General features: G+C 66.8%; 12 protein-coding genes. 2 read left to right on the top strand and 10 right to left on the bottom strand.

Features of this window, described 5'->3' with window-relative positions:
* The first annotated feature begins 425 nt into the window (after positions 1-425).
* On the top strand, positions 426-2,120 hold the full coding sequence (locus tag QX041_RS14445) for an outer membrane beta-barrel protein (protein WP_315713982.1): 1,695 nt from the start codon (positions 426-428) through the stop codon (positions 2,118-2,120).
* 397 nt (positions 2,121-2,517) lie between these two features.
* Here QX041_RS14445 and QX041_RS14440 read toward each other — a convergent pair whose 3' ends face one another.
* The 10 genes from QX041_RS14440 to QX041_RS14395 all read right to left on the bottom strand — a co-directional run bounded on the left by QX041_RS14440 (position 2,518) and on the right by QX041_RS14395 (position 13,872).
* Entirely contained in the window at positions 2,518-4,302 is a 1,785-nt protein-coding gene (locus QX041_RS14440) for a hypothetical protein (RefSeq protein ID WP_315713983.1), read from the bottom strand.
* 4 nt (positions 4,303-4,306) lie between these two features.
* Positions 4,307-4,582 (bottom strand): hypothetical protein, encoded by a 276-nt coding sequence (locus tag QX041_RS14435; RefSeq protein ID WP_315713984.1) that lies wholly within the window; start codon positions 4,580-4,582, stop codon positions 4,307-4,309.
* 43 nt (positions 4,583-4,625) lie between these two features.
* Positions 4,626-6,248, bottom strand: a complete 1,623-nt coding sequence (gene mdlC / locus QX041_RS14430; RefSeq protein WP_315713985.1) for a benzoylformate decarboxylase — start codon at positions 6,246-6,248, stop codon at positions 4,626-4,628.
* Positions 6,249-6,422: 174 nt separating this feature from the next.
* Positions 6,423-7,271 carry a MaoC family dehydratase N-terminal domain-containing protein gene (locus QX041_RS14425; RefSeq protein ID WP_315713986.1) on the bottom strand — a complete coding sequence of 283 codons (849 nt, stop codon included), beginning with the start codon at positions 7,269-7,271 and terminating at the stop codon, positions 6,423-6,425.
* A gap of 2 nt (positions 7,272-7,273) precedes the next feature.
* Positions 7,274-8,386, bottom strand: coding sequence for a CaiB/BaiF CoA-transferase family protein (locus QX041_RS14420; RefSeq protein WP_315713987.1), 1,113 nt, complete (start codon positions 8,384-8,386; stop codon positions 7,274-7,276).
* Between the two features lie 9 nt (positions 8,387-8,395).
* Positions 8,396-9,562, bottom strand: a complete 1,167-nt coding sequence (locus QX041_RS14415; protein ID WP_316165728.1) for an acyl-CoA dehydrogenase family protein — start codon at positions 9,560-9,562, stop codon at positions 8,396-8,398.
* 162 nt (positions 9,563-9,724) lie between these two features.
* A complete protein-coding gene (locus QX041_RS14410; protein ID WP_315826067.1) occupies positions 9,725-10,306 on the bottom strand; it encodes a thiamine pyrophosphate-dependent enzyme in 582 nt (193 codons plus the stop codon).
* Positions 10,306-10,845, bottom strand: coding sequence for a thiamine pyrophosphate-binding protein (locus tag QX041_RS14405; protein WP_315752662.1), 540 nt, complete (start codon positions 10,843-10,845; stop codon positions 10,306-10,308). Before QX041_RS14405 ends, QX041_RS14410 begins: the two co-directional genes overlap by 1 nt.
* A 276-nt stretch (positions 10,846-11,121) precedes the next feature.
* Complete coding sequence (locus QX041_RS14400; RefSeq protein ID WP_315713991.1) at positions 11,122-12,393, bottom strand: cytochrome P450; 1,272 nt, start codon at positions 12,391-12,393, stop codon at positions 11,122-11,124.
* Between the two features lie 183 nt (positions 12,394-12,576).
* On the bottom strand, positions 12,577-13,872 hold the full coding sequence (locus tag QX041_RS14395; protein ID WP_315752664.1) for a cytochrome P450: 1,296 nt from the start codon (positions 13,870-13,872) through the stop codon (positions 12,577-12,579).
* A gap of 218 nt (positions 13,873-14,090) precedes the next feature.
* On the opposite strand from QX041_RS14395, the gene QX041_RS14390 reads away from it, so the two are divergent.
* Entirely contained in the window at positions 14,091-15,263 is a 1,173-nt protein-coding gene (locus QX041_RS14390) for an isovaleryl-CoA dehydrogenase (RefSeq protein ID WP_315713993.1), read from the top strand.
* Positions 15,264-15,464 lie beyond the last annotated feature (201 nt).

Raw genomic sequence — 15,464 nt, 5'->3', positions numbered from 1 at the left:
GGCTGTCGCCGATGGCGCAAGGCCCGCGATCGCCGAGCGGTCTCGGACGCGAGCGATCGTGGTCGAAACAGCTTCATGCTGAAGTCGGAATTTCGCCAGCTTCCGCGAAGCCGCGCAGCGATCGTCACCGTTTCAACTAATTAGTGCTTTCTACGAACGCGAAGATGCTTAGGCGCCGCTCCGCGGCGGCTCGTTGCGAACAGCTCTCAATCTCGCCTGAAATGTTCCCAGCTCGGCAAAACTTCCGCCGACGTTTGCCGGCTATCTCCAAGGCAAGGGGCTTCGTCGCGTGCATGCGCTGCGTATTCATCGCGACGGCGCCCTGACCCGACCTCGTCGCGTGATATTGGCATACCCCGGCATTTGCTTTGCAGGCTCATTCACCACACAAGACCGGCGCGTTCGCGGTGCGGACCAAGCGGCTCATGGTGACGCGATCCCACCGCGGGGTCACGCTCGCGCTCGTCGAGGTGCTGCTGCTGACCGTGATGGTGGTGGACGGCGCGTCCGCGCAGCAGACCATCAAGGCCAAGCCGACGGACGTCGTCCCGGGACGCGCCGACCGGCTGTTCTTTCGTCACGTGACGGCGCGCAGCATCTACTACAACGTTCCGCGGATCACCAACGACAGCCGGACGCTGATGATGCGCCAGGACCCGCGTGGCGTGAGCGCATTGCTGCGTCCGGTGCGCGAGGCCGGTGCGCCGTCGCTGGCCGCGCCGGGCAGGCCCGGCGCGCCGGTAGGCAGCTTCGGATTCTCCGCGTTTCAGCCCGCCCGTGGCGCGCGCGTGGCCACGGCCGAGCCGGCGGGAGACGCTCAACGCGCCGCGCCGCAACCGGCTGCGCGGCAGATCGCGGCAAAGCCCGCGGCAGCCGCCGAGGCGCCGCCGGCCAAGCCAGACGAGACCGTGGCAACCGCCCAGCCCGCGGCCGTGCTGCGCAACCGTGACGTTCTTCCCGATCGCAACCTGAATACGGTGAAGCCGCAGCCGGTGACCGCCGACGCGAAGCCCTATGATCCGACGGGCGTGACGGTCGGGTCGTTCCTGGTGAAACCGGCCGTCGAGATCCAGGCCGGTTATGACACCAATCCCACGCGGCGCAACGGCGGGCAGGGCTCACCGGTCGCCATCGTGGCGACGGAGGTCGCGGTCCGCTCGCAATGGGAGCGGCATCAGCTCAACGCCGATTTCCGCGGCGCCTACACCGAGGACAGCAACGTCCGCTCGCTCAGTCATCCGACGTTCGAGGCGCGGGCGCAAGGACGCTACGACGTCACCGAGGGCACCGCGATCACCGGCGAGGCGCGTTTCGTCAACGATGCATTGGCGCTTCCGGGGGCGCTCAAGCTGCCGCGCGCCACGACGTTCGGCGGCAGCGCCGGCGTGCTGCAGAAGATCGGTCCCGCCGAGATCGCATTCAAGGGATCGGCCGACCGCGTCATGTTCAACGACGCGCTGATCTTGGCCAACGTGCCGTTGCGGACGCAGGACCGCAACTACACCCAGCCGGGCGCGCAGGTCCGCGTCACCTATGTGCTCACGCCGAACATCTCGCCGTTCGTCGACATGAGCTTCGATCGGCGCAACCACGATCTGCAGGTCGACTTCAACGGCCAGCGCCGCGATTCCAGCGGCATCACCGCGCGCGGCGGCGCCGTCGTCAACATGGGATCGCTGACCGGCGAGGCCTCGGTCGGCTATCTCTCGCGCCGCATGGACTCGCCGCTGATGCCGAACATCAACGGCGTGATCGCGGATGCGACGCTCGCTTGGGCCGCGACCGACGCCACGACGTTCGTGCTGGTGGCGCGCTCGCAGGCCTCGGAGACGCCGGCGATGAACGTCTCGGGCATCCTGTCGCGCGACGTGATCCTGCAGATGGACCATCAGTTCGAGCCGTGGCTGATCGGAACGCTGCGCGGCGGCTACGGCCAGGATCAGTTCGTCGGCATCGGCCGCGTCGACCAGCGCATGTTCGTCGCCGCCGGCGGCACCTACAAGATGAACCGCAACGTTCAGCTCAAGAGCGAGGTCCGGACCGAATGGACCCGCTCCAACATCGCTCTCAACAACTTCATGACGGTGGTCGGCGTCGTCGGCGTGCGATTCCAATATTGAGCAGCGGCCGGGTCCGGTGGCGCACCTTCGCCGCCCTGCATCTCCGCCGTCGTCCCGGGCAAGCCGCGCGACAGCGCGGGTGCGACGCCGACGGGGACCCAGACGCCGCGACGGATGTCTGACCGGATTGCGAACGACGCGGCTGGTCTGCATCGACCACAAGCGGCTGGTCTGTCGCGCTCAAAAGAAAAGCCCCGCAGGGGACGGGGCTTGAAGGCAATGCATGCCGGTCGGGTGGGGGGGGACCCGGGCGTCTCACGCGGCGGGATGAGGTCAGGTCGCCGACGCGTGGGTCGTCCCGGATTGGTTCGGCATGCGGCTGGTGATGGTCTTGTTATCGTTATCCGTGTCCGCGCCGCCCGGCGTAAGCCGACAGGCGGCGCGGAGCGCAGCGGTCTCACTGTTCGAGCGCGGCCAGGGCAGCGTTGCCGATCTGCTGCGCCTCGGCCCAGGCGGCCTGGGTGGCCTGCTGGGCGGCGGTGTAGCCGGCCTGGATCTGCTGCTGAGCCGCGGCCCGCAGCGCCTGCTCCTGCTGCTCGCCGGTCTCGCGGGCCTGGGTCAGGGCCTGATTGTCGGCATTCAGCGTCGCATTGGCCTGGTTGAAGGCGTTGGCGGTGGTCTGCGCCTTGGCCTGGGCCGCCGCCAGTGCGGCCTGGTTGGCCGCATTGTTGGCGCGTTCGAGGACCTCGGCGGCCTCCTGTGCGTCCTGCTTGGCCTGCTGCGCGGCCTGACGCGCCTGCTCCAGCGCCTGCCGGTCGGCGTTCACCTTCTGCTCGGCCGCTTCCACCGTCGCATCGATCGTGCCGATCTTCTGGTTCAGCGCGGCCTCGACCGTCTTCTGGTTCTGGGTCGCAGCCGCCTGCGCGGCCTGGGTCTTCTGCTGGGCGACCGCGCGTGCCTGCTCGCCGGTCTTCAACGCCGCCTGCAGCGCGGCCTGCTCGGCGGCTTCCTGGGCCGCCTGGTTCTGCTGATTGTTGTTATTGTTGTTGCCGTTGCCGGCCGCCGCTCCGCCATTGTTGGCATTGCCGCCATTGTTGGCGTTGCCGGCCGCCTGGCCGGCCTGCTGGGCCGCCTTGCCGGCGGCCTCGGCCGTCTCGCGCGCGGTGTCCTTGGCGGCGTTGGCGGCTTCCTTGGCCTCGTTGGAGACGTCGATGTCCTTGTCGAGCTTCTGGAACGCGGCCTGCAGCGCGGCCGAGGCTGCCGTCAGCTTCGCAGCGTTCGCGGTCGCCGCGGCCTGGTTGGCGGCGGTCGGGTTCTTCTCGGCCTGCTCCTGGGCCTCGATCGCGGCGCCGCGTGCGTTCTGCTCGGCCTGACGAGCGACGTCGATTGCCTTGCGGTCGGCAGCGACCTGCGCCTCGGCGGCGGCGGCGGTCTGCGCGGCGGCCGCGGCCGCTGCGTTGGCCTTGGCGACGGCATCGGTGCTGCTCGACGCCGCGGCAGCCGCCTTGGCCGGCGTCGCTGCGGCTGCGGGTGTCGCGGTGGCCTTGGCGACCGCGACGGTGGTGGTCGCTGCCGCGGCGGCCGCAGCGGCCGGCTTCGCCGCGCTCGTCGTGGTGCTGGTCGCGGCTGCGGTCTTGGCCGCACCGGTCGTCGTCGTTGCGGCGGTGGCGGCAGCGGCGGGCTTGGCGGCGGTCGTCGCGGCCGTGGCGACGGCAGCGACGGGCTTGGCCGCAGCCGTGCCGGTCGTTACGGCCGCCGTCTTGGCGGCGGTGCTCGCCGCGGTCGCCGCGGCGGTGGTGGCGGCCGTGGTCGCAGCGGTGTTCGCAGCCTTGGCGGCGGCGCCGGCCGCGGCCTTCGCAGCGGCGCTGGCTGCGGCCTTCGCTGCCGCGTCGGTCGCCGCCTTCGCGGCAGCATTCGCTGCAGCCTTGGCCGCAGCGTTTGCCGCAGCCTTGGCGGCGGCGTCCTGCGCGGCCTTGGCGGCGGCAGCGGCTGCAGCCTTGGCAGCGGCATCCTGGGCCGCCTTGGCGGCTGCCTGGGCTGCGGCCTTCGCCGCCGCCTCCTGCGCCGCCTTCGCGGCGGCGTTGGTGGTGGCCGAAGTGGCAAGGGCGGTGGTCATGGCCTGCGCATTGGCCTGATGCGGCAGCGCCGTCACCGCCAGAGCGGACATCAGGGCCAGCACGCTGACATGGCGATAGAGATCGGTCCTCGACGCCGCGGTTTGAAGATTCTTCTTATCCGCCATCAGCTCAACTCCCTTGGTACGCTGGATTGGATGATGGAACCTTTTGAAAATGATTTTGGCTTGCAGAATGGTCGGACCTTGCAAGCAGCAAGGCGTCTGCCTGCAAGCTGACGGCAGGATTTCGCGATGTTTGCGGCAAGCCGGCCGCGACGAGATGGCGCAGGGGAACAGAAAGCTTTTGAAACAAACGGTTGCAGTCGGAACGCCGGTTGCACGGTTGCGGCGGGCCGATGAGCATTTCGCGGCGAGCCATGCCGCCGCCATTGAAGATGCGACGCATTGTCGCATATGTCGTGAAAGTCGTCCGCTGTGCGAACGGCGGCTCAGCCCTTCTGGGCGTAGAGCAGCGGGACCGCGGCGTCGACCATCACCTCGACGAGGCTCGTGCCGGCATGGGCGAGGGCTCGCGTCAGCGCACCGGCGAGATCGGCGGCATGGTTCACGCGCACTGCGTCGCAGCCCATGCCGTCCGCGAGCTTGACGAAATCGAGGCCGGGCAGCTCGAGCCCGGGCACGTTGCGCACCTGCATGACCTGGCTGAACGAGCGCATCGCGCCATAGCCGGAATTGTTGATGACGACGACCGTCAGCGGCAGCCTGCGCTGCGTGGCGGTCCACAGCGCCTGCAGCGAATACATCGCCGAGCCGTCGCCGATCAGGCACACCGTGCGGCCGGTGCGACGGCCCAGCGCCATGCCGACCGCCGCCGGCAGGCTGTAGCCGAGCCCGCCGCTCGCCATCGTGTAGAACGACTCCGCGCCGGGCATTGGCATGTACTTGTGCATCACCGGCCGGTGCGAGGGGATCTCCTCGACCACGGCGCTGCCCGCCGGCAGCGCCTGCGCCAGCGTGTGCAGGAGATAGTCGACCGGAATCGGATCGGATGGCTTCGGCGCGTCGGGTAGCACGCGGCCCTTCGGCGCCGCGCGCCTGGTCTCCGGCAGCAGCTCCAGCAGCAGCGACAGCGCCGGCCGCATCGTGGCGATGATGCTGGTGCCGACCGGCGGCACCGCGGCGCCTTCGGCGTCGTCGGTGATCTGATAAAGCGTGGTGGCGCCGTCGAAGATCGCGGCGTGGCCCTCGACATGGAAGGTGAACACCGGCGCGCCGATCACGACGACGAGGTCGTGCGGTTTCAGGGCGTCGGACAATTGTCCGGGCGAGGCGTGCAGAAAGCCCTGGAATTGCGGATGGCGCTCGGGAAACGAGCAGCGCGCCGAGAACGGGCTGACCCAGACCGCGGCCTTGGCCTTCTCGGCGACCTCGACCATCAGTTCGACGCAGCCGGCGCGGTCGATGCCGGGGCCGACCACGAGCGCGGGATTCTTCGCGGCGGCAAGTGCGCTCACCAGGTCGTCCATGGCGGCGCGATCGGGGCCGAGCTCGCGGCTTACCTTGCGCGCGGTGATCGGTTGCGCCGGATGCATCCAGTCGTCGATCGGGATCGAGACGAAGGTCGGCCCGCAAGGCGGCTGCATCGCGGTGTAGTAGGCGCGGGCGATCGCGCCCGGCACGTCCTCGGGCCGCGCCGGCTCGACGCTGTATTTGACGTAAGGGCGCGGGAATTCGGACGGGCGTTCGGCATAGAGAAAGGCCTGCAGCGGCAGGATCGAGCGCGCCTGCTGGCCGGCGGTGATGACCAGCGGCGTCTGGTTGCGGTGCGCGGTGTAGATGTTGCCGAGCGCGTTGCCGACGCCGGCCGCCGAATGCAGATTGACGAAGCCGGCATTGCGCGTCGCCTGGGCATAGCCGTCGGCCATGCCGACGACGGAAGCCTCCTGCAGGCCGAGCACGTAGTCGATGTCCTCGGGCCAGTCGCTGAGGAACGGCAGCTCGGTCGAGCCGGGATTGCCGAACACCTTTTTGATGCCGAAGGCGCGCAGCAGCTCGAAGGTGGCCTGCTTGACGGTGACGGGTTTGGTTGTTGTTTTCGTTGTTTTGGCCAAAGGCGTTCCCTCGGGTGCTTTTGTGGGTCGTCATTCCGGGGCGATGCGAAGCATCGAACCCGGAATCTCGAGCGGTTCTTCTCCCTCACCTCGAGGTTCCGGGTTCGGTGCTCTGCGCCAAAATGGCTTCGCCATTCTGTCGCGACGCACCGCCCCGGAACGACAGAGTCTACGTCACCAACTCGCGGTGCCCTTCATCGTCGGCTGTCGCTCGGCGTTGGCGGTCCACAGCTCCAGGCCGCCATCCTTGTCATTCGCATTCACCGAGAACGCGCTGCCCTCGAACAAGGGCTGCACGCCGCGATAGGCGAACTTGGCCGGCGGTTTGCCCTTAAGTCTGGCGGCGAACTCGACCAGCAGCGCGGCCTGCAAAGGTCCGTGGAAGATCAGGCCCGGATAGCCTTCGACCCTGGTGACGTAGTCGCGGTCGTAATGGATGCGATGGCCGTTGAAGGTCAGGGCGGAATAGCGAAACAACAGCACGGCATCGGAGACGCGCGTCTCGCTGTGCTGCGCGACCGGCGGAGGCGGCGGCGCCTTCGCCGGCGCAGCCTGGGCGCCACCCATGTCGCGATAGACGATGTCCTGGCGCTCGCGGATCGCGACCCCGCGCGACGTCGATACGACATGTTCCACCGACACGAAGCAGAGCTGGCCGGTCGAGCCGCTCTTCAGCGCGACGTCGGTGATGGTCGACACGCGCGTCGCGACATCGCCGACGCGCAAGGGATCGATGAACTGCACCTCGCCGCCCGCCCACATGCGGCGCGGCAAGGGTACCGGCGGCAGGAAGCCGCCGCGGGTCGGATGGCCGTCGGGGCCGAGCTGATCGTGTGGAAACACCGGCTGGCCCAAACACCAGTGCACGGTGTAGGGCGCGATGTCGCCGGTTGTCGGTTCGCCGATCTCCTGGAACAGCGTCGCGCGCAGCCCCTTGGTGAGCTGCGGGGTGACGAGGTCGGTGGCCTCGGCGCTGCGGCCGACCCATTGCCGGAGGTGATCGAGATCGAGCGTGTCCGTCATGATCATCCCTTTCGCTGATGCGGCGAGGCCGCCTCGCCGATCGCGGGCACGGCGCCGTAACACCTGTCGTCGCCGACCACGATCGCCGCCGGCGCGGGATAGCTGACGACGCCGTTCGGCGTGTTCACCTCGATCCGCCGCAGATGCGGATGAACCGCGAGGTCGGCCATGCTGTTGACCTCGGCAAAGGCGATGTCGGCGCTCGCGAGCTTGCCCAGCAGCTCATCGCGCGACAGCGCCGCGAAGCGCTCCGCGACGATGCCGTCGGTCAGCGCACGGTTGCGCACGCGCTCGACCATGTTGGCGAAGCGCGGATCGTCCGGCAATGTGGGCTGGTCCAGCACCTTGGCGCACAGCGTCTTCCACTCGCGCTCGCTCTGGATCGAGATCAGGATGTCCTTGCCGTCCTTCGAGGTGAACACGCCATAGGGCGCGATCGAGGGGTGGGCGAGGCCGATGCGCTTCGGCGCATTGCCGGCTTCCGCGTTGAGCAGCGGCACGGTGAGCCAGTCGGCCATCACGTCGAACATCGAGATCCTGATGTCGGCGCCTTCGCCAGTGCGGCCGCGCCTGATCAGCGCCTCCAGGATCGCGGCATGCGCCGTCGCGCCGGTCGCGACGTCGACGATCGACATGCCGACGCGGGAGGGGCCGTCCGGCCCGCCGGTGATCGAGGCCAGCCCGCTCTCGGCCTGGATCAACAGGTCATAAGCCTTGCGATCGGCGTAGGGACCGGAGTCGCCATAGCCGGTGATGGTGCAGCAGATCAGCTTCGGATAGTCCTTGCGCAGCCGCTCGCGGGCAAAGCCCATTCTGTCCATCGAGCCGGGCTTCAGGTTCTGCAGCAGCACGTCGGCGCCGGCGATCAGCTTCTCCAGCTCGGCGCGACCTTCCGGTCTTGAAAGGTCGACGACGACGGAATCCTTGCCGCGGTTGAGCCACACGAAATAGCTGCTCTGACCCTTGGCGGCGGCGTCGTAGCCGCGGGCGAAATCGCCCTCGGGCCGCTCGATCTTGATCACGTGAGCGCCGGCATCGGCGAGACGCGACGAGCAGAACGGCGCGGCCACCGCCTGCTCGACGGCGACGACAATGATCCCTTCAAGCGGCAGCATGGCCCGACCTCAATACGAGCGCGGCATGCCGAGCACGTGCTCGGCGACGTAGGAGAGAATGAGGTTGGTCGAGATCGGCGCCACCTGATACAGCCGCGTCTCGCGGAATTTGCGCTCCACGTCGTATTCCTCGGCGAAGCCGAAGCCGCCATGGGTCTGGATGCAGGCATTGGCCGCCTCGAACGACGCATCGGCCGCGAGCATCTTGGCCATATTGGCCTCGGCGCCGCAGTCGAGCCCGGCCTCGTATTTGCGCGTGGCCTCCTTGACCATCAGCTCGGCCGCGCGCATCGACGCATAGGCCTTGGCGATCGGGAACTGGACGCCTTGATTCTGGCCGATCGGCCGGCCGAACACGACGCGCTCCTTGGCATAGGTGGTGGCTTTCGCGATGAACCATTTGGCGTCGCCGACGCATTCGGCCGCGATCAGGATGCGCTCGGCATTCATGCCGGAAAGGATGTAGCGGAAGCCCTTGCCTTCCTCGCCGATCAGGTTCTCCGCGGGCACGCGCATGTCGGTGAAGAACACTTCCGTCGTGGCGTGGTTCATCATCGTCCGGATCGGGCGGATGGTGAGCCCGGCCTTCTTGGCCTCGCGCATGTCGACGATGAAGACGGAGAGACCATCGGTGCGCTTCTGCGCCTGTTCTTTCGGCGTGGTGCGCGCGAGCAGGATCATCAGGTCGGAATGCTCCGCGCGGCTGGTCCAGATCTTCTGGCCGTTGACGACATAGCTGTCGCCGTCGCGCTTCGCGACCGTCTTCAGCGACGTCGTGTCGGTGCCCGAAGTGGGTTCGGTGACGCCGAAAGCCTGCAGCCGCAACTCGCCGCTGGCGACCTTCGGCAGCCACTTCGCCTTCTGCTCGGCGGAGCCGTGGCGCAGCACCGTGCCCATCGTGTACATCTGGGCGTGACAGCCGCCGCCATTGCAGCCGGCACGCTGGATCTCCTCGAGGATCGCCGCAGCCGCCGACAGCTTCAATCCTGCGCCGCCATATTCCTCGGGAATCAGCACGGAGAGATAGCCCGCCTCGGTCAGCGCATCGACGAAGGCCGAGGGATAGGCCATCTCGCGATCGAGCTTGCGCCAATATTCACCAGGGAACTGCGCGCACAGCTTGGCCACCGCGTCGCGGATATCGGCGTAATCGTCGTGCTGATGCTGGTCTGTCATCTGTTGCTCCGCCGGCCGCCGTGACGCGGCCTGGGCTCTCTCCCTGGACTTGTTTCCTGATAGCCTATGACCAAGCGGGTCACGCTTGGCAAGCTTGGAATGCCAGCGTTGCAGCCGAGCAGCCTTGCCGGAGCGACAGAGCAGGCCGCCTGCGGCGACGTTCTAGCTGACGGGAAATCCGAGATGACCGCGGAAACGGTTTTTGAGGAAGACACCGTCGCGTGCGGGCAGCGCGCGGTCAACGTGATCGGTCGAGATCGCGACGCGGGCGAAGTGCGGCCCGGAGAACGCGTGCAGCTTCGGCCGGAAGGCGTCGAGCGCGGCGCTGTCCTCGAGCGTGCTGACGGAGGGAAAGCCGGCTCCGGTCGCGATCAGCTCGAGATTTGCGCCGAGCCCGGAATGGCTCATCTGCATGCCGGTCTCGCCGAAATGGGCGTTGTCGAGCACGACGATCGAGAGATTCTTGGGCTTCTTCGCGGCTGCAGTCGCGAGGCTGCCGAGCCCCATCAGTTGTTCGCCGTCGCCGGTGATGACGACGACCGGGCGCGATGGCTGTGCCAGGGCGAGACCCAGGCCGATCATGGCCGCGCCGCCCATCGCGCCCCACAGATAGAAGTTGGCGTCGTGATCACCCGCGGCGAACACGTCGTAGGACGATGAGCCGAGGCCGCTGACGACCAGCAGGTCGCCACGGTCCTGCAGCAGCGCCTTGACGGCGGTGCGGCGGTCGAGCGGTGCTCCCATCACTTCGCCTCCGTCCACTTCTTGGCGCCGATCATGCGCTGGGAGATCAGCACCGCGATCGGCTGATCGCTGTCGAACGCGAGCCTCGCTGCAGCGGCCGCCATCTCGCCGGCGTCTTCGGGACGTTCCAGCCGGAACACCGTGACGCCCATGATCTCGAAGGCCGCCTGCGTCGCCTTGCCCATCGGCACCTGCCACGGATTGAACTCGGCCCACTCGCCGCGCATCGTCACGAAGGCGAGGAACGGGAAGCGGCAGCTCTGAAGCAACGACAGCATGTTGACGCAATTGCCGACGCCGCTCGACTGCATCAGCAGCACTGCGCGCTGCCCGCCGAGCCAGGCGCCGGCGGAGAGCGCGACACCTTCCTCTTCGGTGGTCAGGACCGTGGTGGCGATCGCGGGATCGTCATGGGCGAGGCCGATCAGGCGGGAATGGCCGGCGTCGGGGACGTAGCAGAGCTGACGGACGTCGGCCGCCTTCAGCGCCTCGTAGATGGCGAGCGGCCAGTCGGTGGTGGGCGTGTCGGAAGCGGCCATGGCGTCCTGAGGTTCATGAGCACCGATGGTGCTGCGGATGATTTAGCCAGAAACAACCGTCGAAGCCCATTGAATCTCGTTCAACCCGCCATGCTGGATTCTCATAGGCAGCCTAGGGCCTCGTGGTTCGGCTGGGGAGGCCTCATGGTTCGAGACGCCGCTGCGCGGCTCCACACCCTCATGGTGAGGAGCGCCGCTCGCGGCGCGTCTCGAACCATGAGGCCCCATGCGGCCGACCACGCGATCGTCATGTGGAGTGGCGGGAGTAACAGGAACTCACCCCGGGATCCGCACCGGCAGCGATTCATAGCCTCGGACGAAGCTGGAATAGACCCGCTTCGGCTCGCCCACGACCTCGATGCGGTCGAAGCGCTTGAGGATCTCTTGCCAGACGATGCGCAGCTGCAACTCGGCGAGTCGCATGCCGACGCAGCGGTGGATGCCGAAGCCGAATGAGAGATGAATGCGCGGCCGCTTGCGGTCGATGATGAAGGCGTCGGGGTTCTCGATCACCTCCCCGTCGCGGTTGCCCGAGACGTACCACATCACGACGCGGTCCCCCTTCTTGATCGTCTTCCCGCCGAGCTCGGTATCGACCAGCGCGGTGCGGCGCATGTGGGCGAGCGGCGTCTGCCAGCGGATCACCTCGGGCACCATGGTCTCGATCAGCGCCGGATTGTCGCGCAGCTTCTGATACTCGGCCGGGTTCTCGTTCAGCGCCAGCACCGATGCCGTCATCGTATTGCGGGTGGTGTCGTTGCCGCCGACGATGAGCAGGATCAGGTTGCCCATCAGATTGTCCGGCGTCATGTGCCGCGTCGCCTCGCTGTGCGCCATCATCGAGATCAGGTCGCGGCCGGGCTCGGCCTGACGCGCCTTCCACATCCGGCCGAAGGTCTCGGCGCATTCGCCGAGCTCGCGGCGGCGCTCCTCCTCCGACGAAACGATGCCGCTCTTGGGCAGTGCGGTCGAGACATCCGACCAGCGCGTCAGCTTGCGGCGCTCCTCGAACGGGAAGTCGAACAGGGTCGCCAGCATCTGCGTCGTCAGCTCGATCGAGACCTTCTCGACCCAGTTGAAGGTCTCGTTGCGCGGCAGCGAATCCAGCACCTTGGCCGAGCGCTGCCGGATCAGCACCGCCATCTCGTCCAGATGGTCCGGCGTGAACATCGGCTGCACGGTCTTGCGCTGCTCGCCATGGCGGGGCTCGTCCATCGCGATGAAGCTCGGCCACTCATAGCCCGGCGGCACGTCGCGGATCATGATTCCGCCATTGCTGACGTCCGACGAGAAGACCGCGTGGTTGGTATCGACATGCATGATGTCGTGATAGCGCGTCACCGACCAATAGGGCTCGATCGGCGCCTTGGTGCAGTAGTGCACGGGCGCCTCCTTACGCAGCCGCTCGAACCACGGCCAGATCGTGTCGTTCTGGAACAGCCGGGGCGCGCCGGGATGGAAGTCCTCGATCGGCGTCGAGTAGGCCTCGAGGCGCGCGTCGCGCAGCAGATCGGCCTTATCGGAGCGAAGCGCGGCCTGGACGGTCATGGGGTGGTCCTTTTCTTGCTGCTGTTTCTTGCTGCCGTACCGATCGTACTCACGTCATCCTCCGCAAAGGCGGACGATCCAGTACGTCGAGACGTCAATCATATTGCAATATCGTTCTCCGGAATACGGGATGCCCCGCCTGCGCGGGGCATGACGGCAAAGTTGATCTGCATCGCAATCAGTTCACACTGCAATCCGTACCGGCAACGTCTCGTATCCCTTCACGAAGCTCGAATAGACCCGCTTCGGCTCGTCCATCACGTCGATATGATCGAATCGTTTCAGGATCTCCTCCCAGATGATCTTGAGTTGCAGTTCGGCCAATCGCAAGCCGACGCAGCGGTGGATGCCGAAGCCAAATGACAGATGCTGGCGCGGCCTGACACGGTCGATGATGAAGTCGTAGGGACGCTCGATGGCGGCCTCGTCGCGGTTGCCCGAGACGTACCACATCACGACCTTGTCGCCTTTCTTGATCTGCTTGCCGCGGAACTCGATGTCTTCCAGCGCGGTGCGGCGCATGTGGGCGAGCGGGGTCTGCCAGCGGATGACCTCGGGGACGAAGCTGTCGATCAGCGCGGGGTTGTCCTTGAGCTTGCGGTACTGATCAGGGTTCTGACTGAGCGCATAGATGCTGCCGGACATGGTATTGCGCGTGGTGTCGTTGCCGCCGACGATCAGGAGCACGAGATTGCCGAGGAAGTTCTTCGGGTCCATGTTCCGGGTCGCCTCGCTGTGGGCCATCATCGACAGCAGGTCGCTCTTCGGCGGCTGGTTGACGCGCTCCTGCCAGAGCCGGGCGAAATAGCGCGCACAGTCCATCAGTTCGGCCTGCCGTTCGTCCTCGGTCGCGACAAGCCCATCGGGGCCGGGGATCGTGGTCGCGATATCCGACCAGCGCGTCAGCTTGCGGCGGTCTTCCCAGGGGAAGTCGAACAGCACCGCCAGCATCTGCGTGGTCAGCTCGATCGAGACGCGATCGACCCAGTCGAACACCTCGCCGACAGGCAGATTGTCCAGGCATTCGGCGGAGCGCTTGCGGATGTTGATCGCGAGCTCGTCGAGATGTGTCGGCGTGAACATCGGTGCCACGGTCTTGCGCTGCGCGGCATGGCGCGGCGGATCCATCGCGATGAAGCTCTCGCGGCGCAGGTCAGGATCGACGTCGCGAATGGTGATGCCGCCGAGCGCGGACGCCGAGGAGAACACCGCGTGATTGGTCTCGATCTCCATGATGTCGTCGTAGCGGGTGATCGACCAGTAGGGGCCGAACATCGACTCCTTGCAGTAGTGCACCGGATCCTCGCGGCGCAGCCGGTCGAAATAGGGCCAGTGCGTGTCGGTACGGAACAACTCCGGATGACCGGGGTCGAATTCGGCGAGCGGCAACGATGCGGCGCGGCGGGCGGCCGCGTCGTCGACGCGCTCGCCTGCTGCGGCGTGTCGCTGTGCCTCGGCCGTCGTGGTGGTCCCGTGCATGGACGTCTCCCTGATGGCCGGATTTGAGCTGTCCGGCGATGTTGGGTGCGATTACATCCTGCCCGGGAGCGCGGGGCAAGCGCGGAGTGGGGCCGCCGGGCCGGTCTTGCGTCGCAACGCTGGTATTTGTCCGGACGTCGGGCGTGACAAGCGCCACGTCACGGAATATGGCTTTGAGCGATTGTTGCAAAGCAGAAGACTAGCAGGAGGCCGCCCCCATGATCGCCAACGCGCAGCGCATGTTCAATTTCGATCTCGGCGAGACCGCAGACGCGATTCGCGAGACGGTGGCGAGCTTTTCGCAAGAGCAGATCGCGCCGCGCGCTGCCGAGATCGACCGCTCCAACCAGTTTCCGCGCGATCTCTGGCCCAGGATCGGCGAGCTCGGCCTGCACGGCATCACGGTGGAGGAAGAGTATGGCGGTGCCGGCCTCGGCTATCTCGAGCACTGCATCGCCATGGAAGAGATCTCGCGCGCCTCGGCCTCGGTGGGCCTGTCCTACGGCGCCCACTCCAACCTCTGCGTCAACCAGATCCGCCGCAACGGCAACGAGGCGCAGAAGCGCAAATATCTGCCGAAGCTGATCTCGGGCGAGCATGTCGGCTCGCTGGCGATGTCCGAGCCGCAGGCCGGCTCCGACGTGGTGTCGATGAAGACCCGCGCCGACAAGAAGGGAGACCGCTTCGTCCTCAACGGCAACAAGATGTGGATCACCAATGGTCCGATCGCCGAGACGCTGGTGGTCTATGCCAAGACCGATCCGCAAGGAGGCCCGCGCGGCATCACCGCGTTCATCATCGAGAAGGGCATGAAGGGCTTCTCGACCGCGCAGAAGCTCGACAAGCTCGGCATGCGCGGCTCCGACACCTGCGAGCTCGTGTTCGAGGATTGCGAGGTACCGGAGGAGAACGTGCTGGGGCAGGTCGGCCGCGGCGTCAACGTGCTGATGAGTGGCCTCGATTACGAGCGCGCGGTGCTCGCGGCAGGTCCGCTCGGCATCATGCAGGCCTGCATGGACGCGGTGCTACCCTACGTGCACGAGCGCAAGCAGTTCGGCCAGCCGATCGGCACCTTCCAGCTCGTGCAGGGCAAGGTTGCCGACATGTACACGACGATGAATGCCGCGCGCGCCTATGTCTATGCCGTGGCCAAGGCCTGCGATCGGGGCGAGACGACGCGTGAGGACGCCGCCGGCGCGATTTTGTTCGCCGCCGAAAAGGCGACGCAATGTGCGCTCGATGCGATCCAGCTGCTCGGCGGCAACGGCTATATCAACGACTATGCGACCGGGCGGCTGCTGCGCGACGCCAAGCTCTACGAGATCGGCGCCGGCACCAGCGAGATCCGCCGCATGCTGATCGGGCGGGAATTGTTCGAGAAGACGTCTTGAGGCGCAGACCAAGCGGTTGGCGTATGCGGGACATGCGTTCGCCAACCGGCCGGATGCAGATATTTTAGTCATCCTCGTCGAGGCCGGTGTTTTTTTCCGGCCGACTTGCGTAGAAAATACGTCGAACCTCGAAGTCGTCCCGGCGACGAACCATCGAGGTATATTGTAGATCTTTTGCGGGTGTCGGAGGCTTGAGCCGTG

Source organism: Bradyrhizobium sp. SZCCHNRI2009, assembly GCF_032485115.1.
GTDB lineage: Bacteria > Pseudomonadota > Alphaproteobacteria > Rhizobiales > Xanthobacteraceae > Bradyrhizobium.
The sequence above is the reverse complement of the archived record's forward strand: the minus strand, read 5'-3'. Positions and strand labels throughout refer to the sequence as shown.

Bases quoted from the DNA above. Each gene is read 5' to 3' on its own strand.
- QX041_RS14395 (WP_315752664.1), bottom strand. From the start codon at position 13,872: ATGCACGGGACCACCACGACGGCCGAGGCACAGCGACACGCCGCAGCA.
- QX041_RS14440 (WP_315713983.1), bottom strand. From the start codon at position 4,302: ATGGCGGATAAGAAGAATCTTCAAACCGCGGCGTCGAGGACCGATCTC.
- QX041_RS14410 (WP_315826067.1), bottom strand. From the start codon at position 10,306: ATGGGAGCACCGCTCGACCGCCGCACCGCCGTCAAGGCGCTGCTGCAG.
- QX041_RS14405 (WP_315752662.1), bottom strand. From the start codon at position 10,845: ATGGCCGCTTCCGACACGCCCACCACCGACTGGCCGCTCGCCATCTAC.
- QX041_RS14420 (WP_315713987.1), bottom strand. From the start codon at position 8,386: ATGCTGCCGCTTGAAGGGATCATTGTCGTCGCCGTCGAGCAGGCGGTG.
- QX041_RS14390 (WP_315713993.1), top strand. From the start codon at position 14,091: ATGATCGCCAACGCGCAGCGCATGTTCAATTTCGATCTCGGCGAGACC.
- QX041_RS14425 (WP_315713986.1), bottom strand. From the start codon at position 7,271: ATGACGGACACGCTCGATCTCGATCACCTCCGGCAATGGGTCGGCCGC.
- QX041_RS14400 (WP_315713991.1), bottom strand. From the start codon at position 12,393: ATGACCGTCCAGGCCGCGCTTCGCTCCGATAAGGCCGATCTGCTGCGC.
- QX041_RS14415 (WP_316165728.1), bottom strand. From the start codon at position 9,562: ATGACAGACCAGCATCAGCACGACGATTACGCCGATATCCGCGACGCG.
- QX041_RS14435 (WP_315713984.1), bottom strand. From the start codon at position 4,582: ATGCGTCGCATCTTCAATGGCGGCGGCATGGCTCGCCGCGAAATGCTC.
- QX041_RS14445 (WP_315713982.1), top strand. From the start codon at position 426: ATGGTGACGCGATCCCACCGCGGGGTCACGCTCGCGCTCGTCGAGGTG.